General features: G+C 45.4%; 23 protein-coding genes. 14 read left to right on the top strand and 9 right to left on the bottom strand.

Translation table 11 applies throughout. From position 1 onward, the window contains the following. Positions 1–108 precede the first annotated feature (108 nt). From proC to groL, 8 genes are all read left to right on the top strand, one after another. Positions 109–918, top strand: a complete 810-nt coding sequence (gene proC, locus GH808_RS00190) for a pyrroline-5-carboxylate reductase (RefSeq protein ID WP_186840784.1) — start codon at positions 109–111, stop codon at positions 916–918. Positions 919–997: 79 nt separating this feature from the next. Beyond that, positions 998–3,586: a beta-glucosidase family protein gene (locus tag GH808_RS00185; RefSeq protein ID WP_186840783.1), complete on the top strand. Its 2,589-nt coding sequence runs from the start codon at positions 998–1,000 to the stop codon at positions 3,584–3,586. A gap of 49 nt (positions 3,587–3,635) precedes the next feature. Continuing rightward, positions 3,636–4,322 (top strand): tRNA (adenosine(37)-N6)-threonylcarbamoyltransferase complex dimerization subunit type 1 TsaB, encoded by a 687-nt coding sequence (gene tsaB, locus GH808_RS00180; RefSeq protein WP_207722216.1) that lies wholly within the window; start codon positions 3,636–3,638, stop codon positions 4,320–4,322. Beyond that, on the top strand, positions 4,319–4,762 hold the full coding sequence (rimI, locus tag GH808_RS00175) for a ribosomal protein S18-alanine N-acetyltransferase (protein ID WP_186840782.1): 444 nt from the start codon (positions 4,319–4,321) through the stop codon (positions 4,760–4,762). The genes tsaB and rimI overlap by 4 nt, the downstream gene beginning before the upstream one ends. After that, on the top strand, positions 4,755–5,465 hold the full coding sequence (locus GH808_RS00170) for a TIGR01906 family membrane protein (protein WP_186840781.1): 711 nt from the start codon (positions 4,755–4,757) through the stop codon (positions 5,463–5,465). Before rimI ends, GH808_RS00170 begins: the two co-directional genes overlap by 8 nt. Before the next feature lie 135 nt (positions 5,466–5,600). Further along, positions 5,601–6,611, top strand: coding sequence for a tRNA (adenosine(37)-N6)-threonylcarbamoyltransferase complex transferase subunit TsaD (tsaD, locus tag GH808_RS00165; protein ID WP_186840780.1), 1,011 nt, complete (start codon positions 5,601–5,603; stop codon positions 6,609–6,611). A 267-nt stretch (positions 6,612–6,878) separates the two neighbouring features. Then, positions 6,879–7,163, top strand: a complete 285-nt coding sequence (groES, locus tag GH808_RS00160) for a co-chaperone GroES (RefSeq protein ID WP_186840779.1) — start codon at positions 6,879–6,881, stop codon at positions 7,161–7,163. Between the two features lie 46 nt (positions 7,164–7,209). After that, positions 7,210–8,838 (top strand): chaperonin GroEL, encoded by a 1,629-nt coding sequence (gene groL, locus GH808_RS00155; protein ID WP_186840778.1) that lies wholly within the window; start codon positions 7,210–7,212, stop codon positions 8,836–8,838. A 137-nt stretch (positions 8,839–8,975) separates the two neighbouring features. Here the strand turns inward: groL and GH808_RS00150 are convergent, their stop codons facing one another. Together GH808_RS00150 and GH808_RS00145 are read right to left on the bottom strand one after the other, a co-directional pair. Next, positions 8,976–9,209: a hypothetical protein gene (locus GH808_RS00150; RefSeq protein ID WP_186840777.1), complete on the bottom strand. Its 234-nt coding sequence runs from the start codon at positions 9,207–9,209 to the stop codon at positions 8,976–8,978. A 94-nt stretch (positions 9,210–9,303) separates the two neighbouring features. Further along, a complete protein-coding gene (locus GH808_RS00145) occupies positions 9,304–11,232 on the bottom strand; it encodes an ABC-F family ATP-binding cassette domain-containing protein (protein WP_186840776.1) in 1,929 nt (642 codons plus the stop codon). A gap of 150 nt (positions 11,233–11,382) precedes the next feature. On the opposite strand from GH808_RS00145, the gene GH808_RS00140 reads away from it, so the two are divergent. Both GH808_RS00140 and glnA read left to right on the top strand, forming a co-directional pair. Next, positions 11,383–12,027: a redox-sensing transcriptional repressor Rex gene (locus GH808_RS00140; protein WP_186840775.1), complete on the top strand. Its 645-nt coding sequence runs from the start codon at positions 11,383–11,385 to the stop codon at positions 12,025–12,027. 14 nt (positions 12,028–12,041) lie between these two features. After that, positions 12,042–13,364: a type I glutamate--ammonia ligase gene (gene glnA, locus GH808_RS00135; protein ID WP_186840774.1), complete on the top strand. Its 1,323-nt coding sequence runs from the start codon at positions 12,042–12,044 to the stop codon at positions 13,362–13,364. A gap of 186 nt (positions 13,365–13,550) precedes the next feature. On the opposite strand, the gene GH808_RS00130 is transcribed toward glnA, so the two are convergent. From GH808_RS00130 to GH808_RS00115, 4 genes are all read right to left on the bottom strand, one after another. Further along, positions 13,551–13,931 (bottom strand): helix-turn-helix domain-containing protein, encoded by a 381-nt coding sequence (locus GH808_RS00130; protein ID WP_207722215.1) that lies wholly within the window; start codon positions 13,929–13,931, stop codon positions 13,551–13,553. A 120-nt stretch (positions 13,932–14,051) separates the two neighbouring features. Further along, complete coding sequence (locus tag GH808_RS00125) at positions 14,052–14,882, bottom strand: FMN-binding protein (RefSeq protein WP_186840773.1); 831 nt, start codon at positions 14,880–14,882, stop codon at positions 14,052–14,054. 23 nt (positions 14,883–14,905) lie between these two features. Next, a complete protein-coding gene (locus tag GH808_RS00120; protein ID WP_186840772.1) occupies positions 14,906–16,528 on the bottom strand; it encodes a putative manganese-dependent inorganic diphosphatase in 1,623 nt (540 codons plus the stop codon). A 107-nt stretch (positions 16,529–16,635) separates the two neighbouring features. Next, entirely contained in the window at positions 16,636–17,565 is a 930-nt protein-coding gene (locus GH808_RS00115; RefSeq protein ID WP_186840771.1) for an alpha/beta fold hydrolase, read from the bottom strand. 225 nt (positions 17,566–17,790) lie between these two features. On the opposite strand from GH808_RS00115, the gene GH808_RS00110 reads away from it, so the two are divergent. From GH808_RS00110 to holA, 3 genes are read left to right on the top strand one after another with little or no spacing between them, the layout of a single operon-like run. Continuing rightward, positions 17,791–18,519, top strand: coding sequence for an MBL fold metallo-hydrolase (locus GH808_RS00110; RefSeq protein WP_186840770.1), 729 nt, complete (start codon positions 17,791–17,793; stop codon positions 18,517–18,519). 12 nt (positions 18,520–18,531) lie between these two features. Beyond that, positions 18,532–20,919, top strand: coding sequence for a DNA internalization-related competence protein ComEC/Rec2 (locus GH808_RS00105; RefSeq protein WP_186840769.1), 2,388 nt, complete (start codon positions 18,532–18,534; stop codon positions 20,917–20,919). Positions 20,920–20,931: 12 nt separating this feature from the next. Continuing rightward, on the top strand, positions 20,932–21,948 hold the full coding sequence (gene holA, locus GH808_RS00100; RefSeq protein ID WP_186840768.1) for a DNA polymerase III subunit delta: 1,017 nt from the start codon (positions 20,932–20,934) through the stop codon (positions 21,946–21,948). Between the two features lie 103 nt (positions 21,949–22,051). Here holA and rpsT read toward each other — a convergent pair whose 3' ends face one another. Then, positions 22,052–22,318, bottom strand: coding sequence for a 30S ribosomal protein S20 (rpsT, locus tag GH808_RS00095; RefSeq protein WP_186840767.1), 267 nt, complete (start codon positions 22,316–22,318; stop codon positions 22,052–22,054). Between the two features lie 256 nt (positions 22,319–22,574). On the opposite strand from rpsT, the gene lepA reads away from it, so the two are divergent. Beyond that, the gene (lepA, locus tag GH808_RS00090; protein WP_186840766.1) at positions 22,575–24,380 is read left to right on the top strand and encodes a translation elongation factor 4; all 1,806 of its coding nucleotides are present in this window, start codon (positions 22,575–22,577) and stop codon (positions 24,378–24,380) included. Positions 24,381–24,466: 86 nt separating this feature from the next. Here the strand turns inward: lepA and GH808_RS00085 are convergent, their stop codons facing one another. Next, positions 24,467–24,922 (bottom strand): zinc ribbon domain-containing protein, encoded by a 456-nt coding sequence (locus GH808_RS00085; RefSeq protein ID WP_186840765.1) that lies wholly within the window; start codon positions 24,920–24,922, stop codon positions 24,467–24,469. Between the two features lie 136 nt (positions 24,923–25,058). After that, positions 25,059–25,286 carry a hypothetical protein gene (locus tag GH808_RS00080; protein ID WP_186840764.1) on the bottom strand — a complete coding sequence of 76 codons (228 nt, stop codon included), beginning with the start codon at positions 25,284–25,286 and terminating at the stop codon, positions 25,059–25,061. Between the last annotated feature and the right edge of the window lie 70 nt (positions 25,287–25,356).

Below are 25,356 nucleotides of genomic sequence, written 5' to 3'. Positions count from 1 at the left end.
TTTTCTATTTTAGAATTGCACTGAGTTGAATTAAAGTCTAAAATAGAAGTACAGTAATAAAATAACAATTTGAATCTTTTAATTGATTTAATAGAAGTGGAGCAATAAATGAAAAAAACGATCGGTTTTATCGGTTGCGGAAACATGGCGAAAGCCATGATCGGCGGCTTGACAAAAAGTAAACTGTTTGATCCGGAAAACATCGTCTGCTATGATCCAGCGGCTGCGGCAAGAGAACAGGTAGCAAAAGATTTTGGTGTTAATATACAGGATTCCAATGTGAAAGTGGCAGCGCAAGTCGATTATCTGGTTCTGGCGATTAAGCCCTTTTTATATGCACAAATTCTCGAAGAAATTGCAAAAAGCGTCAAACCGGCGGCCATTATCATTGTCATCGCAGTTGGCGTTGGTTTTGATGATGTCAAGGGTATTCTGGGAAAGAACATCAAGGTAGTCAGAACCCAGCCCAGCACTCCGGCTTTTGTCGGTGAATCTGACTCCACCGTTTGTCCGGATGATCTGATGACAAAAGAAGATATTGCCGATGTTCTGGCAATTTTTGACAGTTTCGGGAAAACGGAAATCATCAGTGAAAAACTGATGGGTGTTGTTCCCGGAATAGCCAGTTCGGCGCCTGCCTATGTCATGATCTTTATTGAAGCAATGGCGGATGCCGGCGTGCTGCATGGCTTTCCGCGGGATCAGGCCTATCGGCTGGCGGCTCAGGCTGTTTACGGTTCCGCAAAGCTTGTTCTGGAATCCGGAGAGCACCCTGGCAAATTGAAGGATCAGGTCTGCACACCTGGCGGCACCACCATTGAAGCCGTTCGCGTTCTGGAGGCAAAAGGTTTCAGAGACGCAGTTATTTCCGCTGTGGATGCATGCGCATTAAAATCTCTGTCAATGAGTAAAAAATAGTCGATTGGGTAAAAAACAAATATGATTTGAATCTATAATGAATGAAAAATTCTTTGGTTAATCCACTAAGGAGATTATTATGGATGAAACACTGGTTAGAAAAATCAGAAGGAATATGAGTCTGGAAGAAATGGTATCGCTCTGCTCGGGCAATACCGGCTGGGAGACCGTGGGTTATCCCAAGTACGGCATTGAGCCAGTGATGATGGCTGATGGTCCGCACGGAATGCGGGTTGAGGAAGGGGATGACAGTCTCGGTGTTGCCGAGGGAAAACCGGCAACCTGCTTCCCTCCGGCAGTGCTTTCGGCTTGTTCCTGGGATGAAGGGCTGCTTGAATTTATCGGCAAGACCATCGCCCTTGAAGCAAGAGCGCTCGGTGTCGATTTGATTCTGGGGCCGGGGATCAATGTCAAACGGTCGCCGCTGTGTGGACGTAATTTTGAATATTTTTCTGAAGATCCGCTTCTTTCCGGTCAATTGGGAAAAAGCTTTATTCTTGGTGCCAAAAGTCACGGAGTCGGGTGCGTGGTCAAGCATTTTCTGGCAAACAGCCAGGAAACGCGGCGAATGACCATCGATGAAAAGATCGATATCCGGGCGCTACGGGAAATCTACCTTAAACCTTTTGAGATCGCGATAAAAGATGGCAAACCCATGGCGGTGATGAGCTCATACAACAGCATCAATGGTAAATTTGTGGCCCAGAGTCGTTACTTTTTAACCAGGGTGCTGCGTGACGAATGGGGATTTGACGGCATTGTTATGTCTGACTGGAATGCAGTGAACGATCGGGTCAAGGAGCTTGTTGCCGGCATGGATCTGGAAATGCCAGGGAATGGCGGCATTAACAACCAGAAAATATTCGACCGCATCAAAGAAGGAAAATTAAGAGTAACGCTTTTGAATGAAAGGGTGGAGCGCCTGATTCGGTTTTCTTATCTGGCAAAGGAAAACCGGAGATTTTATGCCGCACCCGTTGATATTGAAACGAAGGGGCATCATCAAATCGCCAAACTGGCTGCCGTCGAAAGCATGGTGCTTTTGAAAAATGAAGACAGCATTCTGCCGATCGAGCGAAAGAAGATTAAAAGACTGGCGATCATCGGCAGCATGGCATTTGATCCCCGGTATCAGGGAAGCGGCAGCTCAAAAATCAATCCGCACCATATCGACTCGCCCTATGAACATATCAAAATACTGGCAGGGGATGATATCAGCGTTCTTCCGCATCAGGGCTATATTCACGACGAAGTCGTTGAGCAGGCTCATCTGGAAGATCAGGCCGTTGAGCTGGCGAAAAACGCCCAGCTGGTTCTTTTGTTTGTCGGACTGCCGGATCATGATGAATCCGAAGGGTATGACCGCACCCATATAAATCTGCCGGACAAACAGATTGCATTAATCAAGAAAATATGCAAAGTTCAGCCGGAGACCGTGGTGATTGTTCAAAACGGCGGCGTTATCGACATGAGCTGGGAACATGCACCGAAAGCCATCGTTGAAATGTTTCTGGGTGGTCAGGCAGGTGGTGACGCCATTGCAAAGCTGCTGTTCGGAGAAAATAATTTCTGTGGGAAATTGGCGGAAACCATTCCCATGAAACTGGAAGATACGCCATCCTACATCAATTTCCCGGGAATTCAGGATGAAGTAATTTTTGGAGAAAGCATTTTTGTCGGCTATCGCTACTACGACTATACCAAAAAGAAGGTCCGCTTTCCATTTGGATTTGGACTCAGTTATACAACCTTTGCGTACGAGAAGCTTGAACAACCGGCTTTAGTTTTGAATTCGGATGGAGCGGTTACGGTGAAATGCCGGGTCGCCAACACGGGTAAATTAAATGGCAAGGAAATCGTCCAGCTCTATACAGGCAAGGATAATTCAAAAATCAAACGGCCGCTGAGAGAGTTGCGTGGTTTCAAAAAAGTTACCGTTCCGGCGGGAAAATCCGTGGAAGTCAGCTTTGTCCTCGGACTGGATGATTTTTCATTTTACAATCCCACCACTAAACGATGGGAACACGAATCGGGTATCCACGAAATCTATATCGGAGCTTCCAGCCGGGATCTGGCCATTGTCTATCCGATTGAGATCACCGAAAAACTGATCAGACCCATTACCCGATTTGCCTACATCAGTGATTTCGAACGGACGGAGCGGGGCCAGAAAGTCTTGAAGATACTGCTTGACGGCTTCAAGGAAATCATGGGAGAGGGCCAGGATACCGATGATGCCTTCCTGATTGCCATGCTCAAGAACACACCTTTGCGCAAGATCGTTGAGTATTCCCGGGGCATATTTACTGCTGAAACCATCGACAAAGTGGTCACGCTTGTCAATTCTGACGAACCGTTGGATGATCTGACCTTTGAGACCCTGGTCGACAGTAAAGAGAAGAAAAAGGGCTTCTTTGAAAACTTGTTTGGCGGCCGTGATGAGAATGTCAGCATTCATTCGAAGATCAAGGATCTGGTGGAAAATGACCAGGCAATGTTCGTACTCAGAAATTATTTTGACGATGAGACCTTTGCAAGTGAATATCTTCAGCTAGCCATCAAAATGGGCGTTACACTCGATAAGGCCCAGAAATTACTGCCCGAAGACTTTTTCTCGGAGAAAATGCTGAAAGAAATTGACAAGGAGTTAAGAAGTCTGGCAAAATAATAATGACGAACGAATCAAAAGAAAATTTGCAATCAATAAAGGATAAATAATGAATATACTCACCGTAGATACATCAACAATAGTGGCTTCAGTTGCCATCCTTAACGAGGAAAAACTCGTTGGCGAGATGATCGTCAATCATCAGAAAAAACACTCGGAAAAACTCATGGTCTCAATCGACCATTTACTGAAAGACGGTGGTCTTTCGATCAGGGAGATCGACGTCTTCGGTGTTGTCGCCGGACCGGGTTCATTTACTGGGCTTCGCATCGGAATGGCAACGATCAAGGGCTTTGCTCAGGCTCTCAACAAACCGGTAGTGGGCGTTTCAACGCTGGAAGCACTGGCCATGAATATTCCCTTTGCAGACGGAATAATCTGCCCGGTTTTGGATGCGCAACGCAATCAAACCTATACCGGGGCTTTTCATTTCGAAGACGGATGCCTGGTGCGGGATCTGGCGGACTCGGTATTGGAAATCGATGCGCTCATCGATTTCCTGAAAAAGAAGGACGAGCCCATCTATTTTTTAGGAGATGGACTGCCGCGATTTTCTGAAACACTGCTGAGTGCGTGTCCCAAAGGCGTCAGGGTGCCAAATTATCTGAGCATGAACCGGGCCTCATCTGCTGCAGCTCTGGTACTGGAGCGTGCCTTAAAAGGGGATGTCAGCCATTATCGGGACATCGAGCCGGTTTATATCCGCCCTTCCTATGCGGAGGAACATAAGCAATGACGATCAGTTATCGGTTAATGAAACCCCAGGATGCACCTGGGGTTTTTAGAGTGGATCAGGACTGCTTCAAACACAACTGGACGATGGAATCCTATCAGGACGATGTCAGAAATATGCTGTCAAGTTATGTCGTAGCTGAAAAAGATGGCGAGATTATCGGATTCGGCGGTTTCTGGCTGATTATCGATGAGGCCCATATTACCAACATCGGCGTGATGGAAGAGCATCGTTATTGCGGCATCGGCCAGCAGATCCTGGATGAAATGTTGACAGTTGCCAATCACAAGGGCTGTTTGGGCATGACCCTGGAAGTCCGGGAGGATAATTACGCAGCCATAAAGTTTTATGAAAAAAACGGCTTTGTCAAAGAAGGTGTCCGAAAGAACTATTACGGCAACGGAGTCAATGGTTTTATTATGTGGAGGCATGGTCTTGGGTAAAAAATGGATGGCTGTTTTTTCTGTGATACTCGGCATTTTGTTCCCGTTCATCGTTTTTGTGACTGCCATCGAAGGCGCGGTACTGAATAAGGAATTTTTCATGCAGCAGATGGAAGCGAACGACGTCATTGAAAATACGGGGATTTATCCTGACGATATGGAGCCGGTGGTGGTCGAAATCCTTTCGTTTCTTAAGGGCGATCGGGCTGATTTTGATATTCAGGCACGACTGACGTCGAAAAGCGCTAACCATGAAGCGGTTTGTGTGTCGATTTTCAACGAGAAGGAAATCACCCATATGGATGACGTCAGAAATCTGTTGCTGTTTTTTCTGTCGCTCCGGGACATAACACTGGCTGTGGCGCTCATCCTTCTTGTGACGCTGCTGGCAAACAAATCGTCGGTAATACTCAAATCATTATTTTGGGGTGCTGCTGTTTATCTCGGTCTGTTCGTCATCATCGGCGGCTGTTTCTATTTCAATTTCACAGCGGTATTCAATCTATTTCATCAATTGTTCTTCTCAAACGATTTATGGATAATGGATCCGGATACCGACCTGATTATATCGATTGTGCCCGAGCCCTTCTTTATCAGCCTGATTACACGAATAGTGGTTTATACATTGGTGCCGCTGGGTTTTACGACTGCAGTTGCCGGCACGTTTCTTTATCGAAAAAATAAGATGAATAAGTTATCATAGTGAGCGTTGTAAAACTTGTATTAAAAACGGTTGATTGGTTATTGCGATCTGCGATTGCCACTCTGAGCTCTTTACGAGCAGTAACGATCGTATTGAATCAAGATAAATAGTAAATTTTAATGATCTGAGGTAAGCATGAAAATTTTAAGCATTGAGACATCCTGTGACGAAACATCAGTGGCCATCGTTGAGGATGGCCGAAAAATATTAACCAATCGTATTTATTCGCAAATTGATATCCATCAAAAATATGGCGGCGTGGTTCCGGAAATTGCATCCCGTAATCATGTGACAAAACTGCCCTACATCATCGACGATGCGCTATCAGAAACGCACATGACGCTGGCTGAAGTTGACGCCATCGGCGTTACAAACGGACCCGGTTTAATCGGCGCTCTGCTCGTCGGCCTGTCTGCGGCAAAAGCCATTGCCTACAGTCTCGACAAGCCGCTGATCGGCGTGCACCACATTGAGGGACACATTGCTGCAAACTTCCTGCAGTTTCCAGAACTGGAACCGCCGTTTCTGACATTGGTGGTATCCGGCGGACACAGTCATCTGGTGCTGGTGGAAGACTATCAGACTTTCAAGGTTCTCGGCAGAACCATCGATGATGCCGCCGGCGAGGCGTTTGATAAAATTTCCCGGGTGCTGGGTTTCGGCTATCCCGGTGGACCGGCAATCGACAAGGCGGCGAAGTTGGGAAATCTCGATGCGATTGCATTTCCGCGGGTATTCCTGGATAAGAGCGAATACAATTTCAGCTTCAGCGGTCTCAAATCGGCCGTTCTCAATTACATCAACGGCATGAAAATGAAAAACGAACCCATCAATCCGAATGATGTGGCGGCATCTTTTCAGATGGCGGTGGTTGAGGTTCTGGTAAAAAAAACCATCGATTGTGCCAAACATATCCGGATGGATAAAATCTGCATGGCCGGCGGCGTTTCCTGCAACAGCCTGTTGCGGCAAATGATGACGGAAGAAGCTGCTAAAGCCGGTTTGTCGCTTCATTATCCGGACCCCATTCTTTGTACAGACAATGCCGCCATGATCGGGGCCATGGCCTATTACAATTATATCAACGGGGTAGTCAGCGATCTCAGCCTCAACGGCATCCCCGGATTGAAAATCGGAACCCGTTAAAAACAAAGACAAGCACAACGAAGCCATCATTGCGTCTTTAAAAAATATTAAATTTGGTAAAGAGCGTGTTCATTTATATAAGGAGAACGACACGCTCTTTATTATTTAAAACAATCTTAAAAAATTTAAAGATTCTCAAAAAGTGAAAAAAACCGCTTGCAATCACTGGAGTAATCATTTAAAATACTATTAGCACTCAGGATGAATGAGTGCTAATAACTAAAATAAAAGGTACGTGGTACCCAAATATAATCAATGGAGGAAAAAATGAGTTTAAAACCATTAGGTGACAAAGTAGTTATTAAAGTCAAAGATGAAGAAGTTAAAACCGTTGGTGGCATTGTTTTGCCAGGATCTGCACAGGAAAAACCACAACAAGGGACCGTTATTGCAGTTGGTTCTGGAGAAATTGTCGATGGCAAAAAAGTGCCGTTGGATGTAAAAGTCGATGATCAGGTAATCTATTCAAAATACTCCGGCAGTGAAATTAAAATTGATGGGGAAGAATACTTAATCATTCGCCAGGCCGACATTTTAGCAATTGTAGAATAATATAACAATTTAAAAATAAAACTAAAAATTCAGGAGGAAAATAAACATGGCTAAAGAACTAAGATTTCATGAAGATGCCAGATCAGCATTGATTACTGGTGTAGATAAATTAGCAAATACTGTTAAAGTAACATTGGGACCAAAAGGAAGAAATGTTATTTTAAGCAAATCATACGGTTCACCAACCATCACAAACGATGGTGTTACCATTGCAAAAGAAATTGAACTGGAAGACGCATTCGAAAATATGGGAGCACAGCTTGTAAAAGAAGTTGCCACCAAGACAAATGACGTGGCCGGTGACGGAACAACAACCGCTACCCTGCTGGCTCAGGCAATTGTTCGTGAAGGTAACAGAAATGTTGTTGCTGGAGCTAACCCAATGGTTCTTAAAAAAGGAATTGAAAAAGCAGTTGCTTCCGTTGTCGAACAATTACAAGAAAACAGCAAAAAAGTCGAATCTAAAGAATCAATCGCTCAGGTTGCCTCTATTTCGGCGGCCGATCCAGAAGTTGGACGTCTTATTTCCGAAGCGATGGCAAAAGTCGGCGATGACGGTGTTATTACCGTTGAAGAAGGCAAGGGAATGGGGACCGAACTGGAATTTACAGAAGGTATGCAATTTGACCGTGGCTACTTGTCAGCTTACATGGTAACTGATACCGAAAAAATGGTTGCAGTACTTGATAACCCATATATCCTGATCACAGACAAAAAAATCTCCAATATTCAGGAAATCTTACCAGTTCTGGAACAGATTGTTCAGAATGGCGGCAAGCTCCTGATCATCGCTGAAGACGTTGAGGGCGAAGCACTGGCAACACTGGTTGTCAATAAATTAAGAGGAACCTTTAACTGCGTAGCTGTAAAAGCTCCAGGTTTTGGCGACAGAAGAAAAGCCATGCTGGCAGATATCGCAACTCTGACCGGCGGTGAAGTGATTTCTGATGAACTGGGATTAGAGTTAAAATCCGTAACCATCGAACAATTAGGCCGTGCTCGTCAGGTTAAAATTGACAAAGAGAACACAATCATCGTTGAAGGTGCTGGAAATAAAGAAACCGTTGATGAACGCGTTCGTCAGATCAAAGCTCAGATTCCAGAAACTTCTTCGGAATATGATAAAGAAAAATTGCAGGAACGTCTGGCAAAATTATCAGGCGGCGTTGCAGTCATCCAGGTTGGTGCTGCTACAGAAACTGAAATGAAAGAAATCAAATACCGTATTGAAGATGCTTTAAATGCGACCAGAGCGGCTGTTGAAGAAGGTGTTGTATCCGGCGGAGGTACCGCTTACATCAATGCCATTCCGAAGCTTGACGAATTGATTGAAACCCTTGAAGGCGACGAAAAAACCGGCGCTTACATTATCCGCAGAGCCATTGAAGAACCAATGCGACAAATTGCTGAAAATGCTGGCCTGGAAGGATCTGTTATCGTTTCCCAAATGGCAGGCAAAGCAGTTGGCGTTGGATTCAACGCGGCTAAAGGCGAATATGTCAACATGTTTGAAGCGGGTATTATTGACCCAACCAAGGTTACTCGTTCGGCCATTCAGAACGCAGCCAGCGTTGCGGCAATGTTCCTGACCACAGAAGTAGCGGTTGCTGATCTTCCTGAAGAAAACCCACCAGCTATGCCAGGTGGAATGGGCGGCGGCATGCCAATGATGTAAGCTTCTGGCTGATTCATTTTTCATCGATAAAAGGCAGTCTCAAAAATGAGACTGCCTTTTTGACGGTAAAAAAACGAGCACAATTGTTTCATCGATTGTGCTCGCTTTTACGTTTGCATGAATAATCTGTTTAACGGTTAGTTGACATCATAGGGGATGCCGGCGAACAGAATTTCCATTTCCGGCTGTTCAAGTTCAGCCAGTTTAATAATCAGACCGTTGAGAAGTGCGATCAGTGCCTGAGAATCAGGAGATTCGTCATTGGCAGGCTTGGCAGCATAAAGGGTAAGGAGCATGGTATTTCTGGTTGTGCCCGTTACATCCTTAAATACGGTATTCAAGACTCTTTTTTCATCCATTGTTAATTCCATTTTGTTTTTCCTCCAAAATATAGTTTAAATCGGTAATTGTGAAACGCCAAAGACATAAAAAAATCAGCTCTGATTGATAAACGGCGGCAGCTTTTTACAGCTCCTCCAGCTCCATTAAGGCGTTTTCCCATTCATCGGTCAGTTCAGCCAGCTTAAGCTTGTTTTCCTCGTAGAAACGTGTAATTCCAGCTGCATTCTCAATATCATCGTAAAAATCAGGCAGGCACATCTGATCCTCGATTTTTTTGATTTCCGATTCCTGGGCGACAATTGCGTCCTCAATCTCTTTAACCTGCTTCTTCATTTTGCGGACTCTCGCTTCTTCTTCCTTCTGTTTTTTGCGATCTGTCTTCTGCTGGGTTTTCGTCACAACGACCATGTTTTTCTCGGCAAGCAGCGCTTCGCGTTCTGAAGCGTCGGCCTGATGTTTCATATAATCATCATAGTTGCCCAAATGGATTTCCATGCCTTTGGCTGAGAACTCGTAGATCTGATTGGAAATACGGTTCAGGAAATAACGGTCATGGGAGATAAACAGCAGAGTTCCTTCGTATTGGGAAAGCGCACTTTCCAGAATTTCTTTTGTATCCATATCGATGTGGTTGGTAGGTTCATCCATCAGCAGAAAGTTGGATTGGGAAATCATCAGACGGGCGAGCAGAAGACGTGCCTTTTCACCGCCGGACAGGGTATTGACGGGTTTGAAAACTTCCTCACCCACAAACAAAAAGGCAGCCAGAATATTTCTGATTTCGCCTTCGGACAGTTTTGCGTCCACATCCCACATGACTTCCAATAGATTTTCGTTGGCGAATTTTTTCAAATCCTGATGTTCCTGGTCAAAATAGCCCAGATGAACCTTCTGGCCGAAGCGGACTGTTCCTGAATCCGGCGACAGGATGCCCTGAATAATCTTGAAGAGCGTGGTTTTACCGGCCCCATTGGGACCAATAATACCGATTTTGTCGCCCCGATGTACTTGGAAATTCATGTTCTGAAAGAGCAGCCGGTTATCAAAAGATTTTGATAATTCTTCGACGATCAGCACGTCGTTTCCGCTCCGGACCAGCGGGACGAAACTGAAATGACTGTTATGCGCCGTTTCAACCTTGTCCATCAGTTCGATTTTACTCAGTGCCTTCTCCCGGCTTGAAGCGCGTTTCGAGCTTTTAATCGAGTTGTACGCCCGAAAGCGATTGATCACTTCCTGCTGATGCTTGATTTCCTTTAGCTGTTGCTGATACTGGTGGTTTTGTTCGATCATGTTCTGACGCTTTTTTAGAGCAAAATGGGTGTAATTCCCTAAATATTCGGTAACATTGAGCTGAGAAACCTCAATAATGGATGTGCATACCTTATCCATGAAGTAACGGTCATGAGAAATGATGATAAATGTGCCGGGATAGCTTTTGAGATACTGTTCCAGCCACTGCAGCGCATTTATATCCAGGTAGTTGGTCGGTTCATCGAGAAGCAGCAGCTCCGGTTCCTTCAGAAGAATCTGTCCGAGTGTAGCCCGGGTCTTTTCACCGCCGCTCAGAACACCAAAAGGTTTTTGGAGATCGTCGGTTTTAAATCCCAGCCCGCTAATAATACCGCGGATGCGACTGGGGTATTCAAACCCTTTCTGTTCTAAAAATGCTTCCTGAAGCTCGCCAAATTCGGTGATCAGTCTTTCCTGAGCATCACCGGAGGATTTGGCAATCTGATCGCCAATATGTTTGATTCGTCTTTCCATATCAATCAATGGTTGGAAAACGGAGGTCAGCATTTCTTCCAGATTCATGTTTTCAGCCACCACCGGTTCTTGCGCCAGATAGCCGATGGTGAGGCCGTTTTTCTTGCTGATCCGGCCGCTGTCCGGTGTGAGTTCGCCGGTGAGCAGTTTCAGCAGTGTTGATTTGCCGGTGCCGTTTCTGCCAACAAGACCAATTTGTTTTTTCTCATTGATTGACAGATTAAGATCTTTGAAAATTTCATGGATGCCGTAACTGAAGTGCAGATTTTCTATATTTATTATCATTATTTTCACCCGTTTTTAATTTTGGTCAGTCATTTATAATGACCAACTCCTATTCTATCAAAAAAAGGGGAAAATTAAAATGAATAATTTGACGTTCACGATACCTATTGATATAATTAACGAAGTATTTCCAGGAAAGGAGAAGTTATTATGCATCGTTTCTCAAAAAAGGTATCGATGACCGTCGTCAAACGTTTACCAAAGTATTATCAGTATTTAACTGATTTGCTTTTAAATGATATAGAAAAAATATCGTCAAAAGAATTAGCAAGTCTTATGGGCTTAACAGCTTCTCAGATTCGACAGGATTTGAATTCATTTGGAGGTTACGGCCAGCAGGGATACGGTTACAATGTTTTGGAATTAAGGGAAGCTATCAAGGAAATTCTCGGCCTTGACAGTGATTATACCTGTATTATTATCGGTAGCGGGAATATGGGTCATGCCATTGCGAATTATGAACGGTTCAAGCGCGAAGGCGTGATGTTAATCGGTGCGTTCGATGTTGATCCGTTAAGGGTCGGCACGGTTGTCGGCAATGTAGTTGTAAAACACATGGATGAACTCGAAGGTTTCGTTAAAAATCATGATATCGATATCTGTATTTTATGTGTACCAAGAGGCGTCGGACAGCAAGTGGCTAAAACTGTCACCGATCTCGGAATCAAAGGGATTCTTAATTTCAGCCCGCTCGATCTTGATGTTCCTGATGATGTTGTGGTTGAGAATGTCAATATCACAGACAGTTTATTTACTTTAACCTATCTTTTAAAAGAAGTCACAGATCCTGAATAAGGGGGAGAGACAAATTGACGAAGGATTCTATTTTAAGCAAAGTAAAAGATGAAGAAGTTGTTTTTGTCCGTTTGCAGTTTACGGATCTCACTGGTATCATGAAAAACCTCACCATACCAGTTGAGCATCTGGAGAAAGCTTTAGACAATGAAATTATGTTTGATGGATCATCCATCGATGGATTTGTGCGAATAGAAGAATCGGATATGTACTTAAAGCCGGACTTGAACACCTTTATGCTTTTCCCCAGGGAAAAGAAACGCGGAAAGGTTGCCCGGCTTATTTGTGATGTATATTCAGCGGACGGCGAACCTTTTGACGGCTGTCCCAGGAACATTTTAAAAAAAGTCAGAAAAGAAGCGGCCGACATGGGTTTTACGATGTATGTCGGACCGGAACTGGAGTTCTTTTTGTTTGAACTGGACGAAAAAGGGCATCCAACATTACAGACGAATGATGCCGCCGGCTATTTCGATATGGCGCCCAATGACCGGGCCGAACCGGCAAGACGGGACATGGTGCTGGCATTAAAAGCGATGGGTTTTGAAATTGAGGCATCTCATCATGAATGCGCTCCGGGGCAGCATGAAATTGATTTTCGTTACGTGGAGGCTCTGAGCGCAGCTGACAACATCATGACGTTTAAAATGGTGGTTCGCGTCGTTGCCCAGAAACACGGTTTGCATGCGACGTTTATGCCCAAACCCGTTTTCGGGATCGCGGGCTCCGGGATGCATACCAATATTTCCCTATTTAAAGATGGCAAAAACTGCTTCTGTGATCCGAAGGGACCAATCGGGTTAAGTGAAGAAGCGTATCAATTTATTGGCGGCTTGACCAAACATGCATTGGGGATGGCAGCGCTGACAAATCCAACCGTCAATTCATACAAGCGGCTGGTTTCGGGTTTTGAAGCGCCGACGGAGGTTGCCTGGTCGCCCCAAAATCGCAGTCCGATGATGCGGATTCCCGCCAAACGCGGGTCATCAACCCGGGTTGAACTTAGAAATCCCGATCCGTCAGTCAACCCCTATCTGGCACTTGCTTCAAACCTGGCTGCAGGTCTGGATGGAATTAAGAACCGTATTGCGGCGCCGCCGCCGGTACTTGAAAATATGTACGATTTATCGAGTGAAGAAAAAAAAGCGATGGGACTTTTATCTTTGCCCAACAATCTGTTTGAAGCCATCAAGGAACTTGAAAAAGATGAGTTGCTGATGAATATGCTGGGAGCACATGCCCAAAAGAAATACATTGAAGCCAAACTTGCAGAATGGGAAGCCTACTGCTGTCAGGTCAGCGAGTGGGAAATAGACCGCTATCTGACGCTTATCTGAATCAGATCGAAAAACTGTTTTGCCGGCAATTGCCGTTTCTGTTAATCCTGATTTAATACTCGCTTTGCGAGTTTTTTTAATGTGCTTTGCTTTTTTTGGTACGAAAAAAAGAGCCTGATCGATCAGACTCTCTAGTTTTATAACAAGTTATTTTCACAAGGTTCTCTTTGTCGTTTTTATTTTTTCCTATTTACCATTCGAACTCTTAAAATTAATAAAATCTAACACTTCTTGCTTAAAACTCTCTGGGAAAGAGAAATAAGAAGAAAACGAGTCAATTTCTTCTTCTGAAAACACATAGGATTTCAAAAACTCTTCGCAAGTGATCGGCTTGGGATTGCTTGGCAAAAGCTTTGGTTGATCCGTTCTGCACAGTAAATAGTCAACAGAAACCTCGAAAAAATCAGCGATTTTAATGAGTAATTGGTTCTCTGGTAAATTTTTATCTTTTTCATATTTAGAGATCGAACTTTTGTTTAAGTAAAAAAGATTTGCAAAATTTTCCTGCGTTAACCGTTTTGAAATTCGCAGCGCTTTTAATCGACTACCAAAAGTATTATTTTCCATATTCTCACCTTCTTTTAATTTAAAATTGTTGGATTGAAAGCATAACCAGATAACTTAGTATAACATAGATTGCTTATTTGTCAAGATGCTTTGCCGAAAGAGAGTTAAATCAAGAAACTATTAAGATGCACTAAAAGGAAGTCTTAATTCCTTCAGCAGGCGTAGACATTCCATGTATTTTACCTTTTCCGGCGGCAGTTCATTTTCCGGGGTGATCGCGTCCAGACTCTGGGTGGTAATGGTATCGTGAAGGTAAGTATCGAACAGAACGCTATAATTAATGTTATTAGCGGAATCAGTGAATTTACGTTTCGATTTCCCGTCTTCAGGTCGTATTTCGTCGTAGGTCAGCGAGGTGAGTTTCGAGCCGTTGAAGGCAGCGGTCATATTTCCCTGGAAGCCATCGGGATCGGTCTGTCCGACAACGGTATAGGTATCGAAGGTGTCGAGTACAAGTGGTTCAGTGTCACCTTTCATACCCTGTGCAACAACGGCTTCCGACAGTTTAATGAAACGTTCGGATGTTTGCGTCGCCCCTGAAACGACATCAATTTCATCCGGAGTCTGAGAAAGAATCAGCCCGTTGTACAGTCTGAAATAAAGCGAATTCAGTGTGTATGGGGACAGATCCTCCCAGGTTTTGTCCGGACCTTCAAGGGTTTGCCGATCCGCACCACTTCGGGAGATTTCGCTGAACTCTGCCTGAGCGATGATATTGTTTTTTACCACAATATCCAGCTTCTGGGCATATCCCCGGTTATCGTAATAACGGGTCGAAGCGGTATAATGTCCGTCGACAAGGGGCGCCATATTTTTAGCTGGCAGGATTTCACCGGTTGTCGGATCATTGACCAGTTCTTCTTTGACGCAGCCAGCACATAACAGGGGCAAAGACAGCATCAGAAAGAACAGCATAGCGACGACAAGAAGCCGTTTGTTTTGAGTTATCATTTTGATCACCAGACATGCTGTTTTCAGTAAGCAGACGCGTTCATAAGAGGTGGAACGATCTGTTTCTTACGGGAGAAGACGCCAGGCATAAATTTGCTGAATTCATCTGGATGAAGGCCGAAGGCAAGGTCCACGAGCTTTCTGTTTTCCCCGGCAACGATCAATTCCGTTCCGCCGATGATGATATCCGTCACCATGAGAATAGATAGGTCAAGTTTTTCGCGACGGCATAGATTGTTCATTTCCAGCCGGACGTCGTCAAGCTTGTTGAAGATGCCCCGGAAATCCCCGGTGTTGATCTGGGACACGGCAATTTTATGCGAGCCCATCGTGAACATTTTCATGTCGGTTGTGATGATCTCAATTGGCGGCATTTCTTTCAGGTTGCTGCCGGCGACCAGCATATTTTCACCGTAGCTCTTGATGTCCAGTTCAAGAATCGCACCAAGCTCCGCAGCGATTTTTCTGTCTTCTTTGGTGCATGTCGGGGAGTTGAACAACAGGGTATCCGAAAGAATGGCGCTCAGCATCAGGCCGGCCATGGATTTCGAAATGGGGATATCATTTTCATGATACATTTTTGCGACAATGGTGGATGTGCATCCCAGTGGCTCGATGCGCAGATACAAAGGGGTGGATGTCTGAATTTCAGCGACGCGGTGGTGATCGATGACTTCGATGATTTCGGCCTCCTCGACTCCGATGATGGACTGGCCGCGTTCGTTGTGGTCCACGAGAATGATTTTTTTTCGGCTGAAGTCGATCAGATTACTTCTCGAGATGATTGAAATAACCTGGCCGTCCACATCAACAACCGGGAACTGCTCATGATTGGAAGTCATCATGTTTTTCTTCACATCATCGATGGTTTCATAGGTCATGAAATATTCCAGATTATTTTTCTGGTAATAATTTCGGATCGGAATTCCCTGACACAGAAGACGGATGACTTCAAACGGTCCGGCAGAAACGATGAAAACGGCGCCTTTGAAATCATCAGGAATACAGCAGAGCGTTTCCGGCGAGGCGTTGGATACGATGACGATGCCGGCTCCGGTTTTGAAGGCGCGGTTGAAATAGGCAGTCTGCTGCACTGTCACCAGAATATCATCATTACCGAGTTTCTGACCATCCAGGATTTCCGTGATGGTGTAGACATCGCCTCTGACGGTATCGGATTTGAGAGACCCGTATACCTGGGCATCAAGCAGCTCGATGATATTGTCAAAAGGCGTCTTATTATCCCGGAGAATCGATTTTGAAAAGGCATCGGTATACGACCGGATGATGTCAGAAAGTGAGACCATGCCGATAAGTTTTCCTTCATCGCTGACTACAGGAAGCGAGCGACCAGGATGGTTGATGATCTGTTCCATGGCTTTTGAAACAGAATCATTTTCATTGGCAATCGAGGAATCAGTAAGAATTAAATCTGAGACCTGTGGCTTCACATCTTTAAGCAGTACGGGCGGTTTTATGTGAAATGTATCTAAAACAAACTGGGTTTCTTTATTAATCGATCCCAGACGGGCGGGAAGCACATGGGTTTGGCCCAGCTCATTCTTGAGATTTGCATAGGCAATTGCGGAACAGAGGGAATCTGTATCGGGATTCCGGTGTCCGAAGACGTAAATGGTTTGAGTCATTCTTCGATCTCCTTTTTTGTAATAAACAGTACAATCTTTACGAAAGTACGTTAGCTTCATCATGATAACACACTATAATGTGTTTCGCGACTGATTAAGCGAAAATTTTATAAGCGGTGCGATTCGAAAAAGCGCAGCACATCCCGGTAGACCAGGACCCGGTTTTCTTCGTTGAGAATTTCATGACGAAGCAGGGGATAGAGAACGAGATCGACATTTTCGGCTCCGGCTTTTTTGGTCAGCTGGACGATCTGCGCTACTTCTTTCCCCATACCGCCAACGGGATCGTTTTGTCCCGACAGAAACAGCATCGGAAAATCATGGGGAATATGCTGAAGGTTTTCATAATCGCTGGCAAATTGAATGCCGTAGAAAAGATCCCGATAAAATCCGGAGCTGCAGGTAAAGCCGCAAAGGGGATCTTCGATATAGGCGTCCACATTTTCTCGGTTCAGCGACAGCCAGTCATAGTCGGTTCGGTTGGGCTTGAATTTCTTGTTGTAGCTGCCGAAAGAAAGCTCGGCAAGTAGTTGCGAGGGTGTTTTTTCTCCGTTTTTCCGGATTTCCCGTCTGGCGATGAGACTGGCGATTTTCTGCATAAAGCCATTGATGCCCACTGTGGTCCCAACAAATACTGCACTGTTGTAAACGTTCGGAAATGAAATGACGGCGCTTCTTGCAACCACCGACCCCATGCTGTGTCCGATGATAAAAAGAGGCAGACCCGGATAGGAATCTCTGAGCGACCAGGAGATTTCCTTTACATCCTGGATGACGCGTTTCCAGCCGTTGCCGCTTGCAAAGAAGCCCATGTCTCCGGAATCCCGGCCGGTCTGTCCATGACCGCGCTGATCGTGGGCGATGGCGATATAGTTGTTTGCATAAAAAAAGTCCGCAAATTCATGGTAGCGCGCGGCATATTCCGCCATCCCGTGAATGATGAGAACGACGCCTTTGGGTTCCGGTGGACAGGGCGTCTGATAATAGGTAATCTTTGCGCCATCGGAAGCATAAAATATATTTTTAATGGTCTCCATTATGAATAAGTCCTTTCAAAAAAAAATTGTATTGTCGCAAAAATAATATTTCGCGACAAATGCAGGTATTGCTATATGGTATCTTTTAATTATAGCAAAAGAATATTAAAACTAGACAAAAAAAACATCCTACGGATATTAAAATTGCTTCAATCAGTGTATAATAAAGAAATAAAAAAATTATAAATATCTGAAAAACAGTGATATAGAAAAGAGGTAGACAAAATGAAATTGACTGTGCTTGGAAATACCGGACCTTATCCGGGGCCGGGGGGAGCCTCATCCGGATATTTATTCGCGGCAGCGGATGCTCGGATTGCTCTGGATTTCGGAAGCGGCGTGCTGGCAAATCTTCAGAAGTCGCTCGATTTTACTGATCTGGATATGATAATCTGTTCGCATCTGCATTCCGATCACATTGCAGATCTTTTTGTGCTGCGCTATGCACTTCAGGAACAAGGCCGGCAGCTGCCATTGTATGTGCCGTTTGCGCCATCCCTTGATCTGGCATCGCTCTATTACAAGGAAGTTTTCCAGATCAAAAAGATTACAGAAAAACTGGAATTAACCAGGGGCAATTTGCAGCTGACATTTAAGAGGCTGAAACACCCATTTCCGGATTTTGGCACAAAAATCACCGATGGCGCAACGACGTTTCTCTACACCGGCGATACCTGCTACACACCAGCACTGGATGAGTTCGCAACAGGGGTGGATGTGCTGCTCTGCGATGCGGCTTTTCTGGAAGACAACGCGTCCGACAAGCATCTGTGCGTGAAGGAAGCCTGTGAAATTGCGAACAAAGCAGGCGTGAAAACCCTGATTCTGACACATCTTTCGCCAGCTGAAGATCCGAAAAAGTACCTTGAGAAAGGCAAAAGACATTTCAAGGGAAACCTCTTGGTGACAGAGATCGGAAAAACCTATGATATAAAAGCACTGGCTGATTTGTAAGCGTATTTCGGCATGAAGCGACCGTTACTGTGGGGGATCATAGCCCTTGGACTGTCCATTGCTTTTTCTTATTACAGGATCTCCGTCTGGATCATCCTGTTGTTTGCCTGTCTTTTTGCGGTGATGCCCCTGCTCGTAAAAAATATCAGCAAAGTGCAGATGCTGTTCATACTCGTCATTTTCGGTGCCGGTATTGGTCTGGGGTATGGCGCCTTTCCACTCACTGACCCGCTTGCTTCGTTTTATGATCAGGCGGTTCAGGTGACCGGGGTGGTTACAGACTATCCCGTTGTTAAGGAAAATCGGTTGTTGATGAATCTGAAAACCAAAGCTCTTGAAGCCGATAAGACAGACAATGCGGCGGCTGAATCTTTCGGCTTAAAGGTAACCATTTACCTGGACGAAGATTCCGAACAGATGGCGGATTCCATGATGTTTGCTCCCGGCGATGTTCTGACGTTGACGGGAAATCTGTCAAAACCGACCGGAAAAAGAAACCCGGGAGGCTTTGACTACGGACTTTATCTCAAATCCCAGGCCATCGATGGTCTGCTGGTTGCCAAACCGGATCAGATTGATCCGGTCGGCCATGAGGCGTCCCTGTATTATTGGATTATGGGGGTTAAACGGCAACTTGAGAATCGCTGCGACACTTATTTTCCCGCGGACGTAGCGGATCTACTCAAGGGCGTTGTTTTCGGTGAAAAGGATCTTGACGAAGGCCTCACGGAAAGTTTTCAGAATGCCGGCGTTACCCATGTCCTGTCCGTGTCCGGACTTCATGTCGGTTATGTATTTCTGGCGCTTTCGCTGATCCTGATGGCACTGAAAATAAACAAGAATGTCTGGCTGATCTTTCTTCTGCCGGCGTTGCTCTTTTACGTTGCCCTCACGGGGTTTGTTCCGCCGGTAGTCCGCGCCGCGATCATGATTGTCTGTCTGACTCTGGGACAGGGACTGCATCGCGAAAAGGATGCTCTGAATCAGCTTTGTCTGGCGGGGCTGATTATTCTCTGCCTATGGCCGAGTCAGCTTTTCCAGCCCGGATTTCAGTTGTCCATGGGCGCCATGCTGGGAATCATCCTTTTTTACAACCCATTGCTCTATTGGTATAATCGGCAACGAAACAAAAAATCGCCGCGCATCAGGAAAAAAAGCGGACCGATCAGCGAGGGACTGATTCTGACCTTATGTGCTACAATCGGTACCCTTCCGATCCTTTTGTATCATTTCAAAAGCTTTACATTTTTAAGCTTCCTTTCAAATTTGCTGGTGGTGCCCCTGATCGGTATTTTTTTACTGGCGGGGATGATCTTTTTGTTGATTGCGACTCTTTTTCCTTTTGCAGGCTCCCTGCTGGCTATGCCCGTCGCATTTTTGGGGAAATCCATTCTGGTGATGCTGGACGGTATCAATGATCTGGGAAATGCACTTGGTTTTCTGATGATCAACCGGGGCGGACTGACCATCGTCGAAATCAGTCTCTTGCTGCTGTTTTCATTTCTTATCTCAGGTTATTTCTTCCTGAAATCACCGCGGATAAGAAACACAGTGACGGCATCCGCCTGCATGCTGGCGCTGCTTCTTGTCCTGATTCCGCTTTATCCCCGGAATCTGGTGGTGACGATTCTGGATGTGGGGCAGGGAGACAGTATTCTCATCGAGACGCCGGGAGGACAGAATTACCTGATCGACGGGGGCGGTTATCTCTTTTCCAAATCCAGCGAAATATCCGAGAATGTCCTTTATCCTGTGCTGTACTCGAAACACATCGAAAAACTCGACGGGGTATTTCTGAGCCATAACCATGTCGATCACGTCCAGGGCATTGAAGAGCTGGTCTCGGACGAATATCCGATTGACAATCTTTTTATGAGCATCCAGACAAACAGTGAAACCCTGTTGAACCAGTCGTTTGTGCCGGTGACGCTGCTTAAAAAAGGCTCGGCGGTTAAGGGCACGGACGGCGTTGAAATTAAAGTGTTCAGCCCAAATGGAGAGACAAGCCCCAAAGCAGACGATGAGCAGAACAATGCCTCGCTTGTGATGGGCCTGAGCTACAAAGAAACCAATATTCTCTTTTGCGGAGATATTGAAAAAGAAAGCGAGGCACTTCTTCTGGCGGACTTGAAGGAGGAAACTGAGCACAAAGATTATCAGATCATTAAAATAGCCCATCACGGCGGAAAAAACTCGTCCACTAGCGAATTCCTTGAAGCGGTCGATCCGGAAATGGCCGTGATTTCCGTTGGGGCGCACAATTATTTTGGCCACCCGAGTGATGAAGCACTGAGCCGTCTGCAGCAGCAGGATATAAAAACCCTGAGAACGGATGAAAACGGTGCGGTGGAGATTACAAGCAATGGCGAATGGATACACTACAAAACCTACGCAGATTAATGGAGACAAACAGTGAATTATAAAGAACTCAACAAGAACATAAAAAATAACGAAATCAGCCCCGTCTATCTTTTTACGGGCCCAGAGCAGTACATCGGGCACATGATGGAAAAAACGCTCGCTGACATAGAAATATCCCGGGGACTGGAAACTCTCAACCTGACGATTTACAGCGACAAGAATCTTGATGTTTCTGAACTTCTTGCCACCTGTGAAACCCTGCCGCTGATGAGCAAAAAACGTATGGTGATTGTCAGAAAGGAAGCCCAGTTTGACAAGATCACTGACAAAAAGGATCTGGAACGGCTGACTGCCTATCTTGAAAAGCCTTGTCCCAGCACATTGCTGATTATTTATTGGGAGCAGCCGGATAAACGCAAAAAGGTATACAAAGCCATTACGAAATACGGCAGTGTCGTTGTTTTTGAGAAGCTCGATGCCGGGGAGCTCCAGGCCTGGATTACGCGGCGCATCCAGAATGCCGGCAAAAAAATAGCGCGTTCTGCGCTGGATGTTTTCATCCAGCGTTCCATGTATCTGGCGAACGAGAAGAAAAACATGGAAATGGTGGATAATGAACTCAACAGTCTCATCGACTACATCGGAGATCGGGAAGAAGTGACGAAGGAGGATGTGCTGCTGATTCTGCCCCAATCCATCGAAGACGGAATTTTCAAAATGATCGATTACGCGATGACTGGCGATAAAGGCCGGGCCCTGTTGATGCTCAGTCAGTTCTACCAGGAAGGTGAGTCACCATTCGGCGTTTTCAGCCTGCTTCTCAGGCAGATCCGGATGCTTCTGATGGTGAAAATTCATACCGGGCGGGGAATGCCGCCAAAGACAGTGGCAGGCGAAATGAAGCTGGCGCCTTTTGTGGTCAACAAGATTCTGAAGAATGGAAGAAACTATCCCCTCGAAAGCCTCTGGGATCTGATGGTTTTGGGTGCCGACCTGGATGCCCGGATGAAGCTCGGAGAAATCGATCAGAATTTTGCTCTGGAGCTGTTTCTGATGAAGATTAAGTAGAAATCCGTGATTCCTGGGCAAATAAAAAAAGATGTACCTGAGTAAGTACATCTTTGTAAGACCCTAGAGACACGGGTTTTTTGGGAATATATAAATGAGGTCGTTAAGCATTCATTTCGTTTAGTATTCTAGCTAAAGTACTTTTTTTACGTGCTGCTGTATTTTTGTGCAAAATACCTTTTGTCGCAGCCATATCAATTTTCTTTGTAGCTAAACGAAAAGATTCCTTTGCTGCTTCAACGTTACCTTCAGCAACTGCAAGATCGAAATTCTTAACACAAGTCTTAAGATTTGTCTTCACTGCTCTGTTTCGAAGACGACTTTTTTCGTTTGTTTTAGCTCGTTTCATAGCTGATTTGATGTTAGCCATGGGTTCACCCCCCTCATTTATTTATAACATCACAATTCTAACACGTTTGACAAGAATTATCAAGAAAAAACGTGACAAAAAAAATATTTCTTGATAAAATACTCTTCTAAGAGAAGAAACAGATTTGGTATCCTGTTAAAATCGTAGAAACCCTAGCCTGTTCTTCAGAACCATGTCATAGGCGGGCAACCGTCGTCAGCGAAGAGAAACTATCATACCGATTAAAATATATACGATTCGAAAGTAGAGGAAAAATTTGACAGACAAACAATTACACACAAGAAACTTTTCAATCATCGCGCACATCGACCACGGGAAGTCAACCCTGGCCGACCGTCTGATTGAAGATACCGGACTCCTGAGCAAGCGGGATATGGAAGAACAGTTTTTAGATAATATGGATATCGAACGGGAAAGGGGGATCACCATCAAGCTCCAGGCAGTACGTCTGCTTTATGACGCGGATAACGGTGAGGAGTACATTCTCAATCTCATTGATACCCCGGGGCATGTCGACTTCACTTATGAAGTTTCAAGAAGTCTGGCTGCCTGCGAAGGCGCTATTCTGATTGTCGATGGTTCCCAGGGAATCGAGGCCCAGACCATCGCCAACGTCTATCTGGCGCTGGACAACAATCTGGAAGTCATTCCGGTGATTAACAAGATCGACCTTCTGAGCGCGGATCCGGACAGAGTCAAGGATGAAATCGAAAATGTCATCGGCATTGATGCCCACGATGCACCGCTCATTTCAGCCAAAACCGGCATCAATATCCACGAGGTTCTGGAAACCATCGTCAAAAAAGTGCCGGCACCGGCAGGTGACGTCAATGCACCCCTTCAGGCGCTGATATTTGATTCCTATTACGATCAGTACCGCGGGGTTATCGCATCCATCCGCGTCGTGCAGGGAAAAATCCGAAAAGGCATGCAAATCGACATGATGGCTGTCGGAAAATCTTTTGAAGTGGATGAGGTTGGTGTTTTTGCCAAAGGCCTGCTGCCTGTCGATGAACTCTGTGCCGGAGATGTCGGCTATGTCAACGCCGGTATCAAAAACGTACGCGACACCCGGGTGGGGGACACCATCACGGAAACCGAAAACCCGGCCAGTGAAGCGCTGCCGGGATACAAGAAGGTCACCTCCATGGTGTTCTGTGGGATTTACCCCGCCGACGGTTCCCGCTTTGAAGACCTCAAGGAGGCACTGGCCAAGCTTCAGCTCAATGACGCATCCCTTCTCTATGAAGCGGAAACATCCATCGCACTGGGATTCGGTTTCCGATGCGGCTTCCTGGGTCTGCTTCACATGGAGATCATCCAGGAACGTCTGGAACGGGAATTCAATCTGGATCTGGTTACCACTGCGCCCAGCGTTATTTACAAGGTCATCAAAACGGACGGTACCGAGCTGTGGGTCGACAATCCCACGAACCTGCCCAATCCGGTTGAGATAAAAACGATGGAGGAACCCATCGTCAATGCCAATATCATGGTTCCTTCAGAATATCTGGGAGCAGTCATGGAGCTTTGTCAGGAACGCCGGGGCGTTTATCTGACGATGAACTATGTTGAAGAAAGCCGGGTTATTCTGGAGTATGAACTGCCCCTGAATGAGATCATTTATGATTTCTTCGATGCCCTTAAATCGCGTACCCGCGGTTATGCATCCTTTGACTATGATATCAAGGAATACCGGCCGGCGGATCTGGTTAAACTGGACATTCTCCTGAACGGTGAGCTGGTCGATGCTTTGTCGTTCATCGTGCACAGCGAAAAGGCAGTCGGCCGGGGACGCTTAATCGTCAAAAAACTGAAAGCGGAAATTCCCCGTCAGATGTTTGAAATTCCGATTCAGGCGGCCATTGGCACAAAAATTATCGCCAGAGAAACCATCAGCGCGATGCGAAAAGACGTTCTGGCCAAGTGCTACGGTGGAGATATCAGCCGTAAAAGAAAACTTCTGGAAAAACAGAAAGAAGGAAAGAAACGAATGCGTCAGGTTGGCAGCGTCGAAGTGCCACAGGAAGCTTTCATGGCGGTGCTGAAACTGGATTCATAAATATAATTGAGCTAAAATTATTAAAATCACCTTTTTGCATCATGCGGCTTCCACTGCCATTTTTGCGAAAAGGTGATTTTCTTTTTTTATAAGGCTTCGCCGCATTCGCCGCAGAAATTGGCGCCGGTTTTATTCTTTGCGCCGCATTTCTTGCAGATGGCCGGCGCATGACCGTGGAGCTTTGCACCGCATTCCTGACAGAATTTCATACCGGGGGCGTTATCGTAGCCGCACTCTGTGCAGCGATACGCTTCGGTTTGTTCTTCCTGAGCTTCTTTCTCCGCCCTGGCGTTCTCCAGAATATGATTGACTTCAGTCATTTTTCTTCCGATGATATTCAATTCATCAATCAGGTCGGAATAAGCGACTTCGTTTGGGTGAACCAGACAGGCTTTTTCGCCTATTTTTGCATAAATCTCGATTTTCTGCTGCTGTAATGCATTAAGCTGGTTGGTAGCATTGAAAATCTGGGTATCCGGATTATCCGATGGCATAAAACTTCCCAGGCCTTTTAGAAGACCTCCTAGTAAATCAGATGACATAATTCATGGCTCCTTTCAGATTTTAGTTCCGCATTCGCCGCAGAAACACATGCCAGCTGTCAGAACTGCTTGGCAGTTTGGAGAGCATTATTCACCAGACTTGGCGGCGCGGCATTGCAGAAATTCATTAATTAATTTATTCCACTTTCGCATAGTCTCCAGTCATCAATCCATGGATGATTCGGCCGAGTTTTTCATTAGCATCGTGATCAACCTCATAAACCCAATTGTCGTAAAATTCTTCGCATTCGCCTTCGCTGAGGATTTTCCTGACTGATTCCTTTTTTGAAACCATCAGCCCATCCTGAAACACTTCCAAATGGTCGCCTTTTCGCAGGATCGTTACGTTTACTTCGTTCAACATTTCGCTATCCTCCTTATCTGTTTGAATATTATTTATTATTAGTTACCCGTTTTTAGCTTCGTGAAACACA

Origin of the sequence: Acetobacterium fimetarium, assembly GCF_014284475.1 — a bacterium.
Taxonomy (GTDB): Bacteria; Bacillota; Clostridia; order Eubacteriales; family Eubacteriaceae; genus Acetobacterium; species Acetobacterium fimetarium.
Note: the sequence above shows the minus strand (reverse complement) of the source record. Positions and strands in the feature narration are given on the sequence as shown.

Bases quoted from the DNA above. Each gene is read 5' to 3' on its own strand.
- GH808_RS00145 (WP_186840776.1), bottom strand. From the start codon at position 11,232: ATGATAATAAATATAGAAAATCTGCACTTCAGTTACGGCATCCATGAA.
- GH808_RS00130 (WP_207722215.1), bottom strand. From the start codon at position 13,931: ATGGAAAATAATACTTTTGGTAGTCGATTAAAAGCGCTGCGAATTTCA.
- groL (WP_186840778.1), top strand. From the start codon at position 7,210: ATGGCTAAAGAACTAAGATTTCATGAAGATGCCAGATCAGCATTGATT.
- GH808_RS00120 (WP_186840772.1), bottom strand. From the start codon at position 16,528: ATGACTCAAACCATTTACGTCTTCGGACACCGGAATCCCGATACAGAT.
- rimI (WP_186840782.1), top strand. From the start codon at position 4,319: ATGACGATCAGTTATCGGTTAATGAAACCCCAGGATGCACCTGGGGTT.
- GH808_RS00105 (WP_186840769.1), top strand. From the start codon at position 18,532: ATGAAGCGACCGTTACTGTGGGGGATCATAGCCCTTGGACTGTCCATT.
- tsaD (WP_186840780.1), top strand. From the start codon at position 5,601: ATGAAAATTTTAAGCATTGAGACATCCTGTGACGAAACATCAGTGGCC.
- GH808_RS00110 (WP_186840770.1), top strand. From the start codon at position 17,791: ATGAAATTGACTGTGCTTGGAAATACCGGACCTTATCCGGGGCCGGGG.
- tsaB (WP_207722216.1), top strand. From the start codon at position 3,636: ATGAATATACTCACCGTAGATACATCAACAATAGTGGCTTCAGTTGCC.
- proC (WP_186840784.1), top strand. From the start codon at position 109: ATGAAAAAAACGATCGGTTTTATCGGTTGCGGAAACATGGCGAAAGCC.
- GH808_RS00185 (WP_186840783.1), top strand. From the start codon at position 998: ATGGATGAAACACTGGTTAGAAAAATCAGAAGGAATATGAGTCTGGAA.
- GH808_RS00140 (WP_186840775.1), top strand. From the start codon at position 11,383: ATGCATCGTTTCTCAAAAAAGGTATCGATGACCGTCGTCAAACGTTTA.
- GH808_RS00115 (WP_186840771.1), bottom strand. From the start codon at position 17,565: ATGGAGACCATTAAAAATATATTTTATGCTTCCGATGGCGCAAAGATT.
- GH808_RS00080 (WP_186840764.1), bottom strand. From the start codon at position 25,286: ATGTTGAACGAAGTAAACGTAACGATCCTGCGAAAAGGCGACCATTTG.
- groES (WP_186840779.1), top strand. From the start codon at position 6,879: ATGAGTTTAAAACCATTAGGTGACAAAGTAGTTATTAAAGTCAAAGAT.
- GH808_RS00085 (WP_186840765.1), bottom strand. From the start codon at position 24,922: ATGTCATCTGATTTACTAGGAGGTCTTCTAAAAGGCCTGGGAAGTTTT.
- rpsT (WP_186840767.1), bottom strand. From the start codon at position 22,318: ATGGCTAACATCAAATCAGCTATGAAACGAGCTAAAACAAACGAAAAA.
- GH808_RS00150 (WP_186840777.1), bottom strand. From the start codon at position 9,209: ATGGAATTAACAATGGATGAAAAAAGAGTCTTGAATACCGTATTTAAG.
- GH808_RS00125 (WP_186840773.1), bottom strand. From the start codon at position 14,882: ATGATAACTCAAAACAAACGGCTTCTTGTCGTCGCTATGCTGTTCTTT.